The organism is Erysipelothrix sp. HDW6B (genome assembly GCF_011301115.1).
GTDB lineage: Bacteria > Bacillota_I > Bacilli_A > Erysipelotrichales > Erysipelotrichaceae > Erysipelothrix > Erysipelothrix anatis.
Genome location: NZ_CP049860.1, coordinates 1299937 through 1316937 on the forward strand (window position 1 = coordinate 1299937; position 17001 = coordinate 1316937).

Sequence of the window (17001 nt, forward strand, 5' to 3'; positions counted from 1 at the left end):
GGAGAAACAAGACACATTTCTTCCACAATTGTTGACGAATTTACGGTTCATCAGTAGAGACTGCTCTCCCATATTGAGGGCATTAAATTGGTTATTAATACAGTTATTATAGTAACTCCCAATCTGTTGGTCAACCCATCTGCAAAAAGAAAACCGTCTTCTATGACGGTTTATGGATTAACTTTCGACAGCTTCTATTTCTTTACCAAGAAAGAATGAAATTACTGTTCGGATAATGACAACTGCACCAAGCATCAAGATATCTTCAATCGTTGGATTTAAAATCGATTCAATAATATCAGCCGCAATGAGTACCTCTAAACTTAAAAGCACATATGCTCCTAGATTTCGTTTAATAATATTGATAGATCGAAGTTCAACCTCATCACGATCGACGTTATTTTTAAGTGAAAATTCCACATTAATAAAACGAATGATTGCTTTGATTACCCCCAATACTAATATAAGCACAGAAATCGTATTTAGAATAACAATTAAGATATGCACGACTGTTTCTACCGTCATAGACTGCCCCCTTTGTCTTTATCTTTAGTGCTCGATAAAACTTTTGAAATCACTGCATATCCGGTATACACGACAAGCACCCACATAATCGTACTAAAGTACACTTTCGCTAACTGTGGCGCTAACAAATCAAGTATTCCCGCTACGATAAAAGCCAGTATAAAGATTTTTAAAACATTAGTAAGAGAATACCAGTTTCTAACTCTTTTTATTATGCTATCATGATTGAACATTGTTTTACCTCACTATCGCCATTGTACCATGAATTTCAATCAACGTTTCAAAACAACCTCATATTTGACAATCAAAAAAGAACATTCTCATTTGAGATGCTCTTTTGGGCTTCCTTAAAAGTTCTTAGAGACTTTTTGAAGGTTGTTGTATCTGTCAGAAATTAATGAATACTACGTTTTGTTTTGTTGTAGGCAATCACATAAAGAATGCCAGCAATTCCAGCAAAGAATACGAGACTCTGAATCATTGGTGCAAAGTTGTAAGATGTCGCGGTCCAAACTGTTGGCATATCATTCACAAAATATGTTGTTGGCAATAAATTGGATATCCCCTTCATGATTCCTTTAAAATTAGATGTTTGAATTCCCATCATCCCCGAGAAGATCATGGTTGCAAAGTATAGGGTCATGCTAATTCCGTATGTTAAGCTAAATTTACGCGTTAATAATGTAATGCTATATGCAATGACAAAGAGAATCATGGATATTATTGCAAAGAAAACAATAAATACAATGAAGCCAAAGATTGAAGGTGCACCAATGCCAAGTAGTGGGACAATAACAGCACTGAAGATAGCCAATGCAATTCCCATTGCAACCATTTGCGCAACAAACTTGGTTTTGAGTTGATTGGATGTTGTGTATCCAAACAACAACATCCGTGTTGTGACATCGTGTTCAATCTCTTGTGAAAACAATGCTGAGAAACCTACAAAGACCATAGCTAATGGAGACATCAACACGTTGGTTAGATACAATTGTAGTGCCAATGCATCTTTTGGAATAGCTTCGTTGCTGCTAAACATGTTATAGAAGAGTAATGTCATCATAATCGGAAACAAAATTCCGAAAATTATGGAAAAGATATTTCCAAATGTATTCTTTAGTTCATATTTAAGATAATGCTTCATAATAAGCCTCCAATGCATTTAAGTATAATAATTCAACATCCGAATCAGATCGAACATAATTAACAGATGCTTCATTAAGTTGAAGCAAAACTTGAAGTTCACTTTCTTGGTTTTCACAAACAACAGCGAGACGACCATTGGGTGCTTTACATGTTGTGAATGCGGATGCAATTCGCTGATTAGATTCATTGTCATCAAATATAATTACTGCGTGTCCGCAATATTTTCTGAAAAGTTCATCACGATCTCCATAATCGATAAATTGTCCTTTATCAATGATTAGTAGTTTATTCGTTAGACGTGACAATTCTTCAAAATAATGTGTTACAAAGACAATTGCTGCCCCTTTATCTTGATACCATGTTGACAATTTATCCATGAGGCTCATCCGTGTCTCAAAGTCCAACCCAGTCGTCACTTCATCAAAAAAGGTCAGTGGTGCATTTTGCATCAATACAAGAATTAGGGTGAAACGTTGTTTTTGTCCTCCGGATAGCTGTTTGTATTTTTTCTTTAGTGAAGCGTTAAAGTCGAAGAAACCTATTAATTCTTTAAGTTCTTGTGATTTCGAAATTTGACATTGCAGCACAGTTTCCATAATTGATTTACAGTTCATAGTGTCTACATAATCATTTGCTTGTAAGTGCACTGCCATTTCATTTACAGATGCATCACTTGTAATCGAACCTGTATAAGGTAGCAATCCGAGGCAAGCTTTTATCAAGGTTGTTTTTCCTGAACCGTTTGAACCAATAATCCCAACACGATCATTGGGACCGATTTCAATTTTTGTTTGTAAATCTAGGGCTTTAAAATCACCATAGTTTACGATAATATTTTCAAATGTAATCATTTTAATGTTGTCTCCAGTCTAGGTGTGTTACCACACTGTTTTCATAATTCTGAATGGTGATTGTCATGTCTAGGCTTTTTACCATTTGAGCGACAATGTATAATCCGAGGCCACTCCCCTTGTGGTTTGATCGATGATCTCTAATAAAAGGATCAAAAATATGATCAAGAATGTTCTGTTCGATGGTCACACCGGTATTTATAATTTTTATCTCCAAGGAAGATATGTAAATCGAGATGTTCGCATTATCAGGTGAATATTGAATAGCATTTTGAATCAAGTGATCTAAAATTGAATGGAACGTCGATGATTCAGTTCTTAAAGTGTATTCACCCAATACAGAAATTTTTAGATTTTTTTGGTTGATAAGGTTGGTGTAATCAGCAAGAATGCTTTGAACAACCGCTGCGATTGCTTCTTCGGTATAGGGACTACTTTCCAACTCTGTCTCAAATGCCGATAACATATTGTCAATCATGTGTTTCATTGTCACAAGTTCTTGCTGCACACTTGGTAAGTGCTTATAGACGTCCTTATATGTTCCGATTTGATGAATCATACCATCAGTAAGTAACAACGCTCCTGATAGCGGTGTTTTTAATTGATGTGACGCATTCATAAGGAAAACTTTTTGACGTTCGCTTTGTAATGATAAAGACTCATTCGCACTGCGTAACTCATCAACTGATTGTTGGATCGCATCTTGCATTGAGTTTAGTGCATCTTCCAAAACTTTGTATTCATCATGTTGGTTTTTTTGTTTAAAACGAACAGTTTCACCGCGTGCATTATGAAGAGCTTGCTTTGCAAGCGTATCAATTGGTAATGCCAAAAGTTTTGTAAATAACGCAGCCGTAAACATTGCAAAGAATACAAGAACCACAAGAATCATTGGCATACTTTGTAGCAAGATTGGCTTAAGTTCATTCAACTTTGGTGTCAAAGTCGTCGCCACTGTTACCAGAATATTCTCAGAGTTTTCAGTAAAACCAATATAATTTGTATAGTTCACTGAGTCATTTGATACTTGGGAACTCATTACTTGAATTGAATCCCCTTTTTGGTAAATGCGCTCCGAATCTACTTGAAATGATGTCCCAAAATCACGAAATGCATGATCAACAACTGTAAATAGTGCATCGTTATTAAAATTTGCACTGTATTTTGATAGATCGAACCCTGAAAAGTCGATTTCTGTCACAGGCTCACCATTTTTTATGGCTGTTGGAATCAATCGGAGTTGATCCATAATACTTTGGAGTGAATCATCTTTAACAACTATTGTACTTGATGAATAATTGGTACAAACAAGTAATTCATAATTCCCAGATGCCTTTGCAAAACGAAATGTAGCATTCATAACATCATGATTTTGTAATGCAATATCACATCCGTTATTTTCTCGAGTCTGTTCAAGCGTCGTTGCTACGATATTAACATTTTGATTTAATTTGTGTTCCACATATAAGCCAGGAAGCATAAACATGAAATAACCAATAATTAGTAAGCCAACTGTTAGTGTCGTAAGGGCTGTATAGAGGAGTACCTTTGTCGTCAATTTCATAAATTCCCCTCCTGAAACTGATAACCTGCACCAACCACTGTCCTAACAATAGATACTGGTGATTTCTTCCGGATATTTTTGATATGGGCGTCAATGACCCGATCACTTACCAAATAATCATCCGGTGCAATAATATCAAGCAACATTTCACGTGTATAAACGCGGTTCTTGTGAGTCATGAGTGCTTCACAAATTAAAAACTCAGTGTATGTAAGTAGGATTGAATTGCCGTTATAAAGGACCTCGTATGACTCTGGATTAAGCACTAAGCCACTTGCAGTAGCCGAAGATGTCGACGCTCTACGGCGCATCAGCGCTTCTAATCGTTTAATGAGAATTACAGGAGAGAATGGTTTGATCATATAGTCATCAGCAAAGCCGTTAAATGCTTTTATTTGTGATGATTCATCGTCCAACGCTGTAAGCATAATGCAACGCGTGTTTGCTGAGCTCGCATGAATCGCTTCTAAAATATCAAAACCTGTACCATGCGGTACTAGAATATCAAGAATCGCAATATCATAGGTATTGGTACGCAGTGCTTCACGAGCCTCTAAAACATCTGTAACACAATCTACATCATAGTGTGCCATTACGAGATATTCCTGCGTAACTTCACGTATATATTGCTCATCTTCTAAGTAAAGAATTTTAACCATGTTGTCCTCCTAAGGCTATTTAATCAAAGTGTTATGAATGTCGTATGAATTCGATGTGAATTTCATTGTTTATCTTAATTCTATTTAAAATTTCAAATCATTTGTCTTAGCCATGATAATTTAATTATATATGATTAATATCTGATTTATAGACAAAAAAAAACAGACATTTTGTCTGTTTTCATTAAAGTGCACTCGAGAATACTTTAAGAAATCTTTTGAATATGGAATCGCGCTTATCAACAATAATCACTGACTTGTTTTCTAAGCGATCCCCATATTTTTCTGTTAGCAATGTTTCTGCTTCTTGTTCCATTTTGTGGTTTGCAACAAATTTTCCAACTTGTACTGCACCATATGTAACTCCCGCAACTGCAACACCTGCTGCAACATACTTAATAATTTTACCCGTATTGTTATGATGTTTACTCATCCTATTCCTCCATTTCTAAAGAGCCTATGCTCTATCTATTTCAATTTTAACACAGTTTTTACTGTAAAAATACACCTGACACGACAACACATCATACTTTCTTCAAACTCTCATATAAAACGATATCTAAATCATTAAAATAATAGGTATAGAATTATCATCTTTAAGTTCTTGCTAGGCCAAACCTGCTTCACTTTGATTAAAGAGAATTAGCTGCGGCAATTCGTTTCTTTGATTATATAGTCAGGTACCAAAGACGTGCCGTTATCCAACGCTAAGCCCAGGATATTAGCTTCACATGCATCATCCCAACAAATGATTCGCGTCCCTTTTCATTAAAATGTCGGCATGTACCGCTTGAATAAACCATAAACCTGAAGTTTGGATAAAACGCCATTCTTAATCTGCAGAAAATGATTCAGAATCACGGTTACCCCAAATATACCAACAGATTGATAGTTACAATCATTCCCATACAATTACTTCATTTCATCTTTTAATATTGCATAATAAAACTCATCCCACCATGTGTCTTGGAACGGAATACAGGCAATATGGTGAGCTTCACGGCGCATATTGAGTCGTTCCATCAATTTCCAAGAACTAGAATTTTGAGGTTGAGCCGTTGCAATGATCCGGTGAAGGGCACGGTTAGAAAAACCATCCATCATAATTGCCTTTGCTGCCTCAAATGCATATCCCTGTCCTTGATACTTCTTATTAAACACCCACCCAATTTCATAAGTATGACCCTGAAATACATCCATAAACGAAATATGACCAATTATCTTCCCTGACGATTTCAATTCAACCGGTAGATAATTATTCGTGTGTTCAGGGGCAACAATAAATTGTTGCAATTCCGACAGACTCTTAAACGTTTCTGGAATATAGTACATTGTTTCCTCATCCATCAGAAATTCAGCAGCATCTATGACATCGGTAGCTACATAGTTTCTAATTATCAATCGTTCAGTTTCTAAGATTAGTTTCATCTAAATTCCTCATTTCCTATATGTATACGTTCAACTTGAGAAGTAATGTTTCTTTTTAAGGTCGTTGTTTTTATCTGCTTTGCATACAAAAAAGCATCAATACGAATCATTCCAACACTTTAAGTGGTTAAATATCCTAACAAAAATGATTGATCCGATATGATTAGAGAGAGTGAAAAAATCGCATTTACTAACCCTTGCATCTAATCTTTGCGCTACAGTATACGTTACTCCTCTAAATCCTTCTTCGCTATACTCAAAGTATACATGAAATTTCACGATAACAAAAAAAACCGACATTAAAATGTCGGTTAACAGGTATTATCCTAGTTTATTTCGAATCCATGAAGATAGAGCTTCAACTGTAACCACCAGAAGAATTAATCCCCAAAGAAGTGCTCCTGCATCTGCCCAACGGAAACCAGACATTGCAAAAAGAAGTGGCGCTCCAATTCCACCAGCTCCTACAAGACCCAAAATTGAAGCATTTTTTACATTAATCTCAAAGCGATAAATTGAAATCGATGCAAAATTACCCATCAGTTGAGGAATTATTCCATAACGAATTTTCTGCAATGTATTGCATCCTGCGGCGTCCAAAGATTCTATGATGCCATTATCCAAATCTTCAATAACTTCTACAAACATTTTAGAAATCATTCCAATTGAAGTAATCGCAAGTGTTAGTACACCAGTGAAGGGTCCTGGCCCAGACACTCGAATTAACATTAGCCCATAAACAAACGGAGGAAAAGTCCGAATTACTGTTATCATAAAAGTTCCTATTGTTGCGAATTTACGACCTACAATATTTTGTGAAGATAAAAATGCAACAGGCACAGATAATACAAGACCAATAAAAGTACCTAAGAAAGCAATTGCTACTGTTTCAAAAACTAAGTAAGGAATGCCCTCTTTCGTAAAATTGAGTAATGCCTCCCAGTTGGGTGCAATCATCCCTTGAATAATACTATTAACTATTGAAAAACCATTGGTAACTAATCCGTTGAATTCAACATAAGGTAGACTCAATGCTGTAATCAGTAAAATAACACCCACAATAAAACAAGCTTGTTTAATATAACGCGGTCTATTTTCATACGTTTCTAAGATTCGTGTCGACATCAGATGAGCCTCTTTCTAATATAACGACTCAGCATTTCAATTAAAATAACACTGATTAGTAAAATGATAAGTATTGTTGATAAATTTTGATACTGGCGCCAACCAATATTTTCATTCATCAATGTCCCAATTCCACCAGCCCCAACATACCCCAATACAGCAGCCGAACGGATATTCATTTCTAAATTATAGAGAATAGAAGACAAGTACAAACCCGATATTTGTGGAACCACTGAGGCAATAAAAGCTTTGAAACGAGATGCACCCGTCGAGATACTTGCTTCAAAAGGTCCCATATCAACCAATTCAATTTGCTCATACGTCATTTTCGTAAGAATTGAGAAAGTAAATAGGAAGATAGCAATCATCCCTGAAAATGTTCCCAAACCGAAGATATAAGTCATGATTAGAGCAATAATTAATACAGGAATCGTTCGGAAGAAACTCATCACAAATCGAACGATGCCTCTCGCAATTCGATTTTGATTCATGTTACTTGCTGATAGATATGCCACAGGAAGTGCAAAAATACCAGCAAACAATGTCCCTAAAAATGACATTGCAAATGTTTGAATCATCGGATTCATAACAGTAGACGCGTATTTCAGATTAGGCGGAAATAAACGACCGAGAAAGCGAAAGAACTCTTCCCCTCCATTAATTAGCAAAATAAGATTAAAATTTGTAACTTTTGCACTAAAGTAAAGAAGCACCCCCACGATTACAATAACGATGATTCCGATTCGAAAAGGTGGCTTCACTTCTTTGCCATTGTTTAAAACAATTGGTTTTGGATAGAAAAGATTTTTAAGCTGTGACATGTGTCGTCACTCCCATCAATTCATCCTCGGCTAAAGAGCGTCCATAAACCTGTTTCAAAACTGCTTCGTCTACACTTGCACATGGACCATCAAAAACAATAACTCCCTTGTTGATCCCTATTACACGTTTTGCATATTTAAGTGCAAGGTCAACGTGGTGCATATTAACAATAACTGTGATATTTGTTTTTTCATTTATTTTGACAAAATCATCCATCACCTGTTGTGCTGTAATCGGATCTAATGACGCAACGGGTTCATCCGCTAAAATGATTTGCGGTTCTTGAGCCAGGCAGCGTGCTAATGCAACACGTTGTTGCTGGCCACCACTAAGTTCATCAGCACGATTATATGCTTTTTCTAAGATACCAACTTGATCCAATGACTCAAGTGCTTTGAGTGTATCTTCTTTTGAATACAAGCCCAATAAGCTTTTAAACCATGGCATTTCTGCGACGCGTGCTGTTAGCACATTTTTAAGTACTGTTGTTCGCTTAACAAGATTGAATGATTGGAATACCATACCAATTTGTCGTCTGAATTTTCGAAGGTCCTTCCCTTTTAATTCCGAGACATTGCTACCATTAACCAAAAGTGTTCCATCAGTAATCGTATGCATTTGGTTAACACTTCGAAGTAACGTTGATTTACCGGCACCTGAAAGTCCGATAATCGCAACAAACTCTCCTTGTTCTATCGTTAAGCTAACACCATCCAAGGCCTTGACGCCATTTGGATAAATTTTTGTTACATTTTGAAATTCAATCATTGAGACCTCCACAGACTTTTAAAAGGTGGGTTCGATGACCCACCTTGACTCATTATTGTTTGTTTTTTAGCATATCCAATACTTTACGTGATGAATCATAATCAGCATCTGTTACTTCTTTATATCCGGTGTGGTTATAAATTGAGATAGCTTCTTTTCCTTCATCCGTTTTAGCAATTTCAATAAATGAACGTTGTAATGCTTTCTTCAAGTCTGCATCAACAAGTTTATTTGAAATTGAAATCGTATCGTTCATGATTTTATCTGTTACACCGATAACATCCGTTTGCTTCCAAATGTTTTCTTGGTTCCATTCTGTTGTCCAGTTTGTTTCAAAGTCACGGCGAATGTCAGCATAACCGACTCCGACATCACATTGTCCAGTTGCTAAACGTGCTGCTGTATCAGGATAACCCGTTACTTCAACTTTATTTGCAAGATCAGAGATCATTTTTCCTTCGAATTGATCTGCTAACCATAATGATGGGTAAACATAACCTGCGGACGATGTCGTATTTGAATGACACCATGATGCACTATTTAAATCATCCCATGTTAATTTCATGCCTGCATTTACTTTATCAGCAAGTTCGCGTCCTTTTGCAGATGTTCCTGCATAGATCAATGAACGGTAGAATGTGACTTGTTCTTCAACAGGTAATGTTGCTTCACCGTCATTCCACTCTTTTGCTTCCACAAAATCTTTATTCAAACCATCACGTGATGCCGCTAATGCAACATCAATGTTTCCGTCCTGTGAGTACATTGCATATGTACTTGCAGGAATGAATCCAATATGAGCCTGGCCAGCATCTAGTGCTTCCCCTGCAGCTTCATAATTTGGAGATACTTGGATATTAACATTTCCAACTTCATAGCCATCTTTAGCAAGTTCTGTTTTAATAAGACCTTTTAATGGTTCTGTCTTTGCAATGATTTCTTTTGAATCACGACTTGGAATAAAGAACACCGTTAAAGTCTCTATTTTCTTGTCATTTCCTTTTTCACTTCCACTACTACAACCCGTTAAAACAAGTATTGAAACTAAAAGCACTAACAAGTATTTTTTCATCATTTCCTCCTGTAATACCTAAGTCTATAATTCCATACCATCACCTAGATTTCAAGTAAATCCATATAATTTACACAATCATGACATTACTTGTATTTTTTAACACAAACATAACAATTCATGTTTTGTTTGGATAAACAAGACTTTGAATGAATTATAAGTCAGTGGTGAAAATATATGATATACTTTCTGAAAGGAGATACATTATTTATGAAACAACTGAAAATTGAAGATTTTTTAAACTATCGTTATCTTGGATCACTTAAAGCAAATCCAAGTAAAACACACGCAGCGTATGTTGTCTCAGAAGCACGCTATGATGACAACGATTATATACACAGTCTTTTCTTATTTGATGGAACACAATCTAAAAGAGTATTAGATTTGGACACGGATGCACGTTTCTACTGGGAACATGATGATACCATTCTTTTCCACCATACGACCAACAGTCAAGAAACAGAAGCAGTATCGCAGCAAAAAAGTATTATTTATCGTTATCATATTATTACGGGGATTATTGAACCAGCTTATACCTTCCCGATTGCTATTGGATCACTCACGGTCCTTCAAAATGGTAATCTCTTAATCACAGCACACTTGAATGCTGATGATCACATCCTGTTTGATCCTAAAAAACGTAATGACTATCTCGCAAAAATTAATAAAGACACCAATTACGAAGTTTTTGATCGTGTTCCTTTTTATGCGAATGGTGGCGGTTTTACAAAAGCAAAAATCGGACAAGCTTTTATCTATAATACTGAAGAAGGCACCTATCATGCTATTGCAGAACAAAATGTAGATATCGCTTTAGCGCATTTTGATGAAGCAACACAAATCGCTTACTTCTATAAAGAAATACCAAGTGGATTACCTCAATTCCATGCAGACATTGTTGGTTTTAATACACAGACACATGATATTATCGAAACTTTCAAAAACGATGCCTATATGATTTCAAATATGACCGTTTTAGACGGACAGATTTATGTCTTTGCATCGACAGGAAAAGAATTCGGAATCAATCAAAACTCAGATGTCTATCGCCTCCATAATGATGCCCTTGTTCGCGTATGTGAATTTGGACGTAGCTCATGGAACTCAGTTGGGAGTGATGTGCGTTTCTTAGGCAGTGCTCAAGAACACGTCATCGACAATAACTTCTATTTTGTTGGAACATATCAAGACCGAACTGTACTTTATCGCTTCGATGGTCAGACAATTGAAACAGTGTTTAGTCCCGAAGGAAGTATTGATGGTTGGATTAAATTAAACGACGAATTCTTTGGGATTGGACTTTTCGATAATCGTCATCAAGAATTGTATGCGTTCAACTTCAGTGAAGCCACATATACACTCCTCACGTCATTCAACGCCGAATACTGGGATTCTCACTACCTTGCAACGCCTCAACATATTCAATATGAAAGTAATGGAGATATGTTAGATGGTTGGGTCTTACTGCCGCAAGACTATGACGCTAAGAAGCAATATCCCGCAATCCTTGATATTCACGGTGGTCCAAAAACTATTTATAATGCCGTTGTGTATCATGAGATGCAAGCTTGGGCTAACCTCGGATACATTGTATTCTTTACAAATCCACATGGTGGCGATGTTTACGGTAACGAATTTGCAGATATTCGAGGCAAATATGGAACCATTGATTATACCGATATCATGACTTTTACTGATCTTGTTCTAGACCGTTACGCAATTGATCGCGCACGGGTTGGTGTTACGGGGGGATCCTATGGAGGCTTTATGACGAACTGGATTGTGAGTCATACAGACCGTTTTGCAGCTGCAGCAACGCAACGTAGCATTTCAAATTGGATTTCATTCTACGGAACTTCAGATATTGGTATTTACTTTGGTCCCGACCAAACAGGTGGTTCACCATTCGAAAATTTAGAAACTGCATGGGAACAATCTCCGTTAAAACATGCTCACGCAATTAAAACGCCGCTTTTATTTATTCACTCAGAAGAAGACTACCGTTGTCCGATCGAACAAGCGATGCAACTCTTTACGGCAGTTAAACAAAATGGTGTTGAAACACGATTTGTTTGGATTCGTGGTGAAAACCATGATTTATCCCGTACAGGGCGGCCACAATCACGACTCAAACGTCTTCAAGAAATTACAACCTGGATGGACACGCACCTTTAAAATTTCAAGCCTCATTAATGAGGCTTTTTTTATACACTTTCTACACAAGAATGAGCTGCAAAAAAATCATAATAAAAAGTGTTGATTTTGTGAATTGGCGATGTATAATAAGTCTTGTGTCATGTATCACTAATCTTTTAGTTTAGTAATACTAAACAAATCAATACTAATGAAGGAGACAGTATGAAAAAATTATCTATCGTATTCATCGCACTACTTGTCCTTACAGGTTGCGCTAACAAAAATACCACCAAACAAGAACTTCGAGTCTATAACTGGGGATCTTACATTGATGAGTCGCTCATTACAGAATTCGAAAAAGAATTCGATGCGAAAGTCATCTATGACAAGTTCGATTCCAACGAAGCAATGTACATTAAAGTCGCAAGTGAAGACTCCTATGATGTTCTCTACCCTACCGATTATATGATTGAACGACTACGCGTTGAAGACCGCCTTCAAAAACTAGACTACTCAAAAATTCCAAATTACACCGCAACACTTGATAGTTTGAAAGGCCGTGCAATGGACCCCACAGCTGAATACACTGCAGGTTACTTCTGGGGAAATGTAGGTATAGTCTATGACAAAACTAAAGTTTCAATCACAGATTTAGAGCAACAAGGTTGGAATATTTTCAAAAACGAAAACTATAAAGACCAAATTTTCTTTTTAGATTCCGAACGTGATGCGTTTATGGTTGCACTCAAAGCACTTGGTTACTCAATGAATACAACCAGTGAAACAGAATTACAAGAAGCGTTTGATTGGCTCAAAGATATGAACCAAAAAACACGTCCTGTATACATTCGTGATGAAATGATTGATAGCATGGTATCTGGAGTTAAACCAATCGGAACCATGTATTCTGGAGATGCGACATATGTTTTATCTGAGAATGAGAATATGGCCTTCTATGTACCTACACAAGGAACGAATTCATGGATGGATGCCATGGTCATCACTAAAAATGCAAAAAATGTTGATCTGGCTCATGAATGGATTAACTTCATTTTAAGTAAAGAAAGCCAACAACGTATCACTGAAGAAATTGGATACACCAGTGCCCGTCAAGATGTTATCGATATTGTTACGGGTGCTAACGGCGCGTTTTACGGTATTGACTCATACGAGACACGTCAAAATTATAACCTCGATGAGAATTACCGTTTTGATGATATAACACGTGTCACAATGGCGGATTACTGGGTTAAAGTAAAATCTAATGGATAATACATTTACGAATCGATACCCACACAACGCATCACAATTCATGGAACATGTTGATGTTGATTATGGTTACAAACTTGCACAAAAGCTAGGGACGTTTCGAACAAATGAATCTCTAGGATTTCGTACGGTTGGATCATTTGCCGAACATGAAGCAGCTGATTTTTTAGAACTTGAGATGACTGAGATAGGACTGCAAAAGATCAAGCGGTACAGTTATCCCGTCACATCATGGACATTTAAGCATGCACGCCTTCGTTGCAAGACAGAATCACAAGATTTGACGTTTACACTCAGTGCATACCCTTCCCATTTAGATACTCAAGGACCTCAAACTATTGAAATAATTGATGTTGGTCGATCCGATAGTCATGATTTCCCTTTAGACATTTCTGGAAAATGGATTCTTATCGATATTAATCAGCGTGAAGATTGGTGGATTAACTACCCTGCGACTGAAGCCTTTTATCGTGGCGCCTTGGGCATCATTGCCGTCCAAGACGGCGGCTATGGCGAAATAAGTGATCACACGCTCAATGCACAGAATACCTCTATCCCTCACGGCGCTGCAGCGCTGTCCATGTCCCGACATGATGCAAGAATCTTACGAAAAGCCTTAAAGTTCAAGCCTACTCTAACGCTTGATGTCTCAAGTCTTTTGGATCCGAATGGGACTGCATATAACGTATTCGGATGTATTCCTGGAGAAAGTGAGGAAATCATTCTTATGAGCGCTCATTATGATGCCTATTTTGAAGGATTTCAGGATAACTCTGTTGCGGTTGGCTTAATGATGGGAATTGCAAAAGCATTATGTTCATCAGGAATCAAACCCGAAAAAACACTCATGTTTGGGGCTTTAAGTGCCGAAGAATGGGGTGCAACTGATACGCGATATGATTGGTTAACAGGCTCCTATACACAGATGAGTACATTAACACCAGAGTGGGCAGATATGATTTTCGCAAACATAAACTTTGAGCTCCCAGCAATGCTCGAAGATGGTACAGACTGGATTCGTGCAAGCTACGAACTCAAACGGTACTTAAGCGAATTTTCACTTACTTTACCGCAAGCGTCTGACGTCTATCCAAATGGCATCAAAGTGCTCAATCCAATTCAAACATGGTCCGATGATTTTTCATTTGAGATATTTGGAATTCCGTCGACTGTTTCTGCTTTAAAACCAAAATTTGCCGCATCGCATTATCATACTCAATTTGATACCGTTGATACCTATCACGAAGGTGCCTTTTTATACCATCATTATGTCTACGGACTTCTGATGTTGCAGTATGATACGCTCACCGTATTGCCACTGGACTTTAGCGAAAGAATTCAAGCATTGAAACATGCCCTCGATCTTGAAATGGCCAGCGAATATATTGATATCAATGCTTTTAAAGAGTTGGTCATCACGATTAGTAATCAATCAAACGCTTTATACACGCTACTAACAAGTATTACAGATGCTAAGGAAAACGAAGCACTTAAGCAGCACGTGAGAAAAATCTTCCGATTTGCAGCAACACAGTTTCTACGATTATCGTGGGAAGACGATGTATTATTCCCTTTTGAACAGAATCAAACAAATGTTCGTGTTCTAGAGCATATGTTGTATGATCCAAAACGATCAATGGAATATGTAAGTCTTGTCGACAATAATAAATACGCTGTTCATTGGAGTAGCGATACATACTATTATCATACCCAAAATGTTCTGTCAGAAACTGCGAATATGATGTGGGGTACTACATTTAAACCAACACATTGCGACTTGTTTGATTTCATAGGTTCTCATGACTTCGAGATTATCGAGCAAGCGGTTGAATCAGAACGATTGCGGTACGAGATAGTTTTGAATGAAGTAATGACACATCTTCATCTATTATCAGACCAAATACAAACATGTCTTGATTTAATTACAAAAAAACCATCCTAATAAGTAGGATGGTTTTTATTCGCGAGAGTCTGACGCAAGCGTGAAATGTTGAATTGTTAGATTAGAGTCAAAAGTGACCAAATACGTTTCATTTTCAATAAAATTAACAGTTTCCGGATCAGCATTCAAAAGATACATCCTACCTTGGAACATTTGAAATAAATAATAATCATTTTCAGAGAATTTGCCGTCATAATGTTCAACAAACGATAAAACCGCATTTTCTTTCGCTAAATTCATCGTCGTAAGCTCAGCATTGAGCTTATCATTTTCCTCAGTTAGCGTACTTATCGTATCTTCAAGCGTTAAAACATTTTGTTCTAGCGCTTCATAACTACGCTTTGAGACACAACCAGAAATAATCAGTAAGACGAATATACTCAGCAAACCTTTTTGAAATTTGTTACGCATCTTCTTCTCCTTTTCGCTTCTTATACATCCATTATATGTTACTTCGGTGTATTGGGCGTCTAAAAGAATGAGAACTTAGCGGAAAATATTAAGAATTTACGGAAAGTTTGAATTTATTCAACAACTTTGTGATAGGTAAGATAAACTATATCATTGACAACATTCGTATTCACTACTTTTAGAGCTTGTTGGTGTGAGCTCTTATTAAAGAGTGAAGTACCATCACCAATTAATTTTGGAATGATTGCAATTTGATACTCATCAATAAGATCCGCATCAACTAAAGGTCGTACTAAAGACGCACCGCCAACAATCCAAATATCGTTTCCAGGCTTCTGTTTAAGTGCCTTTACCTGAGATACGACATCATCATTGATAAATTTAATATTTGTTTTATCACTTGTCAGATCTCGATGTGTGAACACAAGTGTTTGTGCATCTTTATATGGATATTCATCCACAGCTAGTTCAGTCACGATTTGATGGTATGTTTTGTATCCTAATAAAACTGTATCCACATTCTTATAAAATGCATCGTAGGTATTATCTTCAACTTCTATTGGTACAGAAAGCCATTCAATACCTCCCTCTTTATCTGCTATATAACCATCTAGACTCATTGATATAAATAAAATAACATTCCTTTTCATGAAAATACCTCTCTTCCTTCTAAAGTGTATAGTAGAATAGAGTAAACAAAAAGAGACATTTTCTATATATGTCGCACGGAGGTACAATGGACACGAAACAAAAAATATGGGATGTGAGTTTCAAGTTGATGACAGAAGCGCCAACAAGACGCTTTCATGAGATCACAGTACATGATATTTGTACTGCATCAGGGTATCATCGTTCAACATTTTACCGCCATTTTGATTCAAAATTTGAACTTTTCGAATTTGGCATCATGCAACTATGGGATGCTTATTTTCGAGCATTAACACCCGAGACTTTAAGGACGCCATTTGCAACATCACAGTCATTTTTCATCAACTCAGATGCTCAATTTCTAATTCAGAAGCAAAACAGCGACCTTGAATTTCTTAAAAATGCTAAACGCGTATTGATGAAAAATCTTGAACAACATTATTATGATATTCTTTCAAGTAATCAAGCATTCTACGCATCGTATATAGTCGCAAACATCGATTTTCTAGATATGTGGAATCAATCACAACACAATTCTTTAAGCAACCACCATCTTGATGAGAAATTTCAGGAATTGATTTGGAACCCATTAATTATCAAATCAGTCATTGAACTATAGAAAAGAGTCGCTTTGT

17 protein-coding genes and 1 riboswitch are annotated in these 17001 nt (G+C 36.7%); of the genes, 4 read left to right on the top strand and 13 right to left on the bottom strand.

What is annotated here, in order from left to right:
* Nucleotides 1-8: 8 nt before the first annotated feature.
* A riboswitch (purine riboswitch) is annotated at nt 9-110 on the bottom strand.
* Between the two features lie 67 nt (nt 111-177).
* The 11 genes from G7061_RS06390 to G7061_RS06440 form a co-directional block, all read right to left on the bottom strand.
* Complete coding sequence (locus G7061_RS06390; RefSeq protein ID WP_159638872.1) at nt 178-525, bottom strand: DUF1622 domain-containing protein; 348 nt, start codon at nt 523-525, stop codon at nt 178-180.
* A gap of 394 nt (nt 526-919) precedes the next feature.
* A complete protein-coding gene (locus tag G7061_RS06395) occupies nt 920-1669 on the bottom strand; it encodes an ABC transporter permease (protein WP_159638868.1) in 750 nt (249 codons plus the stop codon).
* Nucleotides 1653-2522, bottom strand: a complete 870-nt coding sequence (locus G7061_RS06400; protein WP_166119856.1) for an ATP-binding cassette domain-containing protein — start codon at nt 2520-2522, stop codon at nt 1653-1655. Before G7061_RS06400 ends, G7061_RS06395 begins: the two co-directional genes overlap by 17 nt.
* Before the next feature lies 1 nt (nt 2523).
* Nucleotides 2524-4086 carry a HAMP domain-containing sensor histidine kinase gene (locus tag G7061_RS06405; RefSeq protein WP_166082764.1) on the bottom strand — a complete coding sequence of 521 codons (1563 nt, stop codon included), beginning with the start codon at nt 4084-4086 and terminating at the stop codon, nt 2524-2526.
* A complete protein-coding gene (locus G7061_RS06410; RefSeq protein ID WP_159646371.1) occupies nt 4083-4745 on the bottom strand; it encodes a response regulator transcription factor in 663 nt (220 codons plus the stop codon). The genes G7061_RS06405 and G7061_RS06410 overlap by 4 nt, the downstream gene beginning before the upstream one ends.
* Before the next feature lie 184 nt (nt 4746-4929).
* Nucleotides 4930-5178, bottom strand: a complete 249-nt coding sequence (locus tag G7061_RS06415; RefSeq protein WP_159639090.1) for a hypothetical protein — start codon at nt 5176-5178, stop codon at nt 4930-4932.
* 479 nt (nt 5179-5657) lie between these two features.
* A complete protein-coding gene (locus tag G7061_RS06420) occupies nt 5658-6173 on the bottom strand; it encodes a GNAT family N-acetyltransferase (RefSeq protein WP_166119859.1) in 516 nt (171 codons plus the stop codon).
* Nucleotides 6174-6494: 321 nt separating this feature from the next.
* Nucleotides 6495-7298, bottom strand: a complete 804-nt coding sequence (phnE, locus tag G7061_RS06425; protein WP_159640492.1) for a phosphonate ABC transporter, permease protein PhnE — start codon at nt 7296-7298, stop codon at nt 6495-6497.
* Complete coding sequence (phnE, locus tag G7061_RS06430) at nt 7298-8119, bottom strand: phosphonate ABC transporter, permease protein PhnE (RefSeq protein ID WP_159640489.1); 822 nt, start codon at nt 8117-8119, stop codon at nt 7298-7300. The genes phnE (G7061_RS06425) and phnE (G7061_RS06430) overlap by 1 nt, the downstream gene beginning before the upstream one ends.
* Entirely contained in the window at nt 8106-8888 is a 783-nt protein-coding gene (phnC, locus tag G7061_RS06435) for a phosphonate ABC transporter ATP-binding protein (protein WP_166082767.1), read from the bottom strand. Before phnC ends, phnE (G7061_RS06430) begins: the two co-directional genes overlap by 14 nt.
* Nucleotides 8889-8940: 52 nt before the next feature.
* Nucleotides 8941-9960, bottom strand: a complete 1020-nt coding sequence (locus G7061_RS06440) for a phosphate/phosphite/phosphonate ABC transporter substrate-binding protein (protein ID WP_201287486.1) — start codon at nt 9958-9960, stop codon at nt 8941-8943.
* 210 nt (nt 9961-10170) lie between these two features.
* On the opposite strand from G7061_RS06440, the gene G7061_RS06445 reads away from it, so the two are divergent.
* The 3 genes from G7061_RS06445 to G7061_RS06455 all read left to right on the top strand — a co-directional run bounded on the left by G7061_RS06445 (nt 10171) and on the right by G7061_RS06455 (nt 15307).
* Nucleotides 10171-12135, top strand: a complete 1965-nt coding sequence (locus G7061_RS06445) for a S9 family peptidase (RefSeq protein ID WP_166119864.1) — start codon at nt 10171-10173, stop codon at nt 12133-12135.
* 183 nt (nt 12136-12318) lie between these two features.
* Nucleotides 12319-13368: an ABC transporter substrate-binding protein gene (locus G7061_RS06450; protein ID WP_166119869.1), complete on the top strand. Its 1050-nt coding sequence runs from the start codon at nt 12319-12321 to the stop codon at nt 13366-13368.
* Nucleotides 13361-15307, top strand: a complete 1947-nt coding sequence (locus G7061_RS06455; RefSeq protein ID WP_166119874.1) for a M28 family peptidase — start codon at nt 13361-13363, stop codon at nt 15305-15307. The genes G7061_RS06450 and G7061_RS06455 overlap by 8 nt, the downstream gene beginning before the upstream one ends.
* A gap of 15 nt (nt 15308-15322) precedes the next feature.
* Here the strand turns inward: G7061_RS06455 and G7061_RS06460 are convergent, their stop codons facing one another.
* The gene (locus G7061_RS06460) at nt 15323-15718 is read right to left on the bottom strand and encodes a hypothetical protein (protein WP_159640474.1); all 396 of its coding nucleotides are present in this window, start codon (nt 15716-15718) and stop codon (nt 15323-15325) included.
* A gap of 113 nt (nt 15719-15831) precedes the next feature.
* Nucleotides 15832-16368, bottom strand: coding sequence for a dihydrofolate reductase family protein (locus G7061_RS06465; protein ID WP_166119877.1), 537 nt, complete (start codon nt 16366-16368; stop codon nt 15832-15834).
* An 86-nt stretch (nt 16369-16454) separates the two neighbouring features.
* On the opposite strand from G7061_RS06465, the gene G7061_RS06470 reads away from it, so the two are divergent.
* Entirely contained in the window at nt 16455-16985 is a 531-nt protein-coding gene (locus G7061_RS06470) for a TetR/AcrR family transcriptional regulator (RefSeq protein ID WP_159640468.1), read from the top strand.
* The last annotated feature ends 16 nt before the right edge of the window (nt 16986-17001 follow it).

Bases quoted from the DNA above. Each gene is read 5' to 3' on its own strand.
- G7061_RS06390 (WP_159638872.1), bottom strand. From the start codon at position 525: ATGACGGTAGAAACAGTCGTGCATATCTTAATTGTTATTCTAAATACG.
- G7061_RS06395 (WP_159638868.1), bottom strand. From the start codon at position 1,669: ATGAAGCATTATCTTAAATATGAACTAAAGAATACATTTGGAAATATC.
- G7061_RS06400 (WP_166119856.1), bottom strand. From the start codon at position 2,522: ATGATTACATTTGAAAATATTATCGTAAACTATGGTGATTTTAAAGCC.
- G7061_RS06405 (WP_166082764.1), bottom strand. From the start codon at position 4,086: ATGAAATTGACGACAAAGGTACTCCTCTATACAGCCCTTACGACACTA.
- G7061_RS06410 (WP_159646371.1), bottom strand. From the start codon at position 4,745: ATGGTTAAAATTCTTTACTTAGAAGATGAGCAATATATACGTGAAGTT.
- G7061_RS06415 (WP_159639090.1), bottom strand. From the start codon at position 5,178: ATGAGTAAACATCATAACAATACGGGTAAAATTATTAAGTATGTTGCA.
- G7061_RS06420 (WP_166119859.1), bottom strand. From the start codon at position 6,173: ATGAAACTAATCTTAGAAACTGAACGATTGATAATTAGAAACTATGTA.
- phnE (WP_159640492.1), bottom strand. From the start codon at position 7,298: ATGTCGACACGAATCTTAGAAACGTATGAAAATAGACCGCGTTATATT.
- phnE (WP_159640489.1), bottom strand. From the start codon at position 8,119: ATGTCACAGCTTAAAAATCTTTTCTATCCAAAACCAATTGTTTTAAAC.
- phnC (WP_166082767.1), bottom strand. From the start codon at position 8,888: ATGATTGAATTTCAAAATGTAACAAAAATTTATCCAAATGGCGTCAAG.
- G7061_RS06440 (WP_201287486.1), bottom strand. From the start codon at position 9,960: ATGAAAAAATACTTGTTAGTGCTTTTAGTTTCAATACTTGTTTTAACG.
- G7061_RS06445 (WP_166119864.1), top strand. From the start codon at position 10,171: ATGAAACAACTGAAAATTGAAGATTTTTTAAACTATCGTTATCTTGGA.
- G7061_RS06450 (WP_166119869.1), top strand. From the start codon at position 12,319: ATGAAAAAATTATCTATCGTATTCATCGCACTACTTGTCCTTACAGGT.
- G7061_RS06455 (WP_166119874.1), top strand. From the start codon at position 13,361: ATGGATAATACATTTACGAATCGATACCCACACAACGCATCACAATTC.
- G7061_RS06460 (WP_159640474.1), bottom strand. From the start codon at position 15,718: ATGCGTAACAAATTTCAAAAAGGTTTGCTGAGTATATTCGTCTTACTG.
- G7061_RS06465 (WP_166119877.1), bottom strand. From the start codon at position 16,368: ATGAAAAGGAATGTTATTTTATTTATATCAATGAGTCTAGATGGTTAT.
- G7061_RS06470 (WP_159640468.1), top strand. From the start codon at position 16,455: ATGGACACGAAACAAAAAATATGGGATGTGAGTTTCAAGTTGATGACA.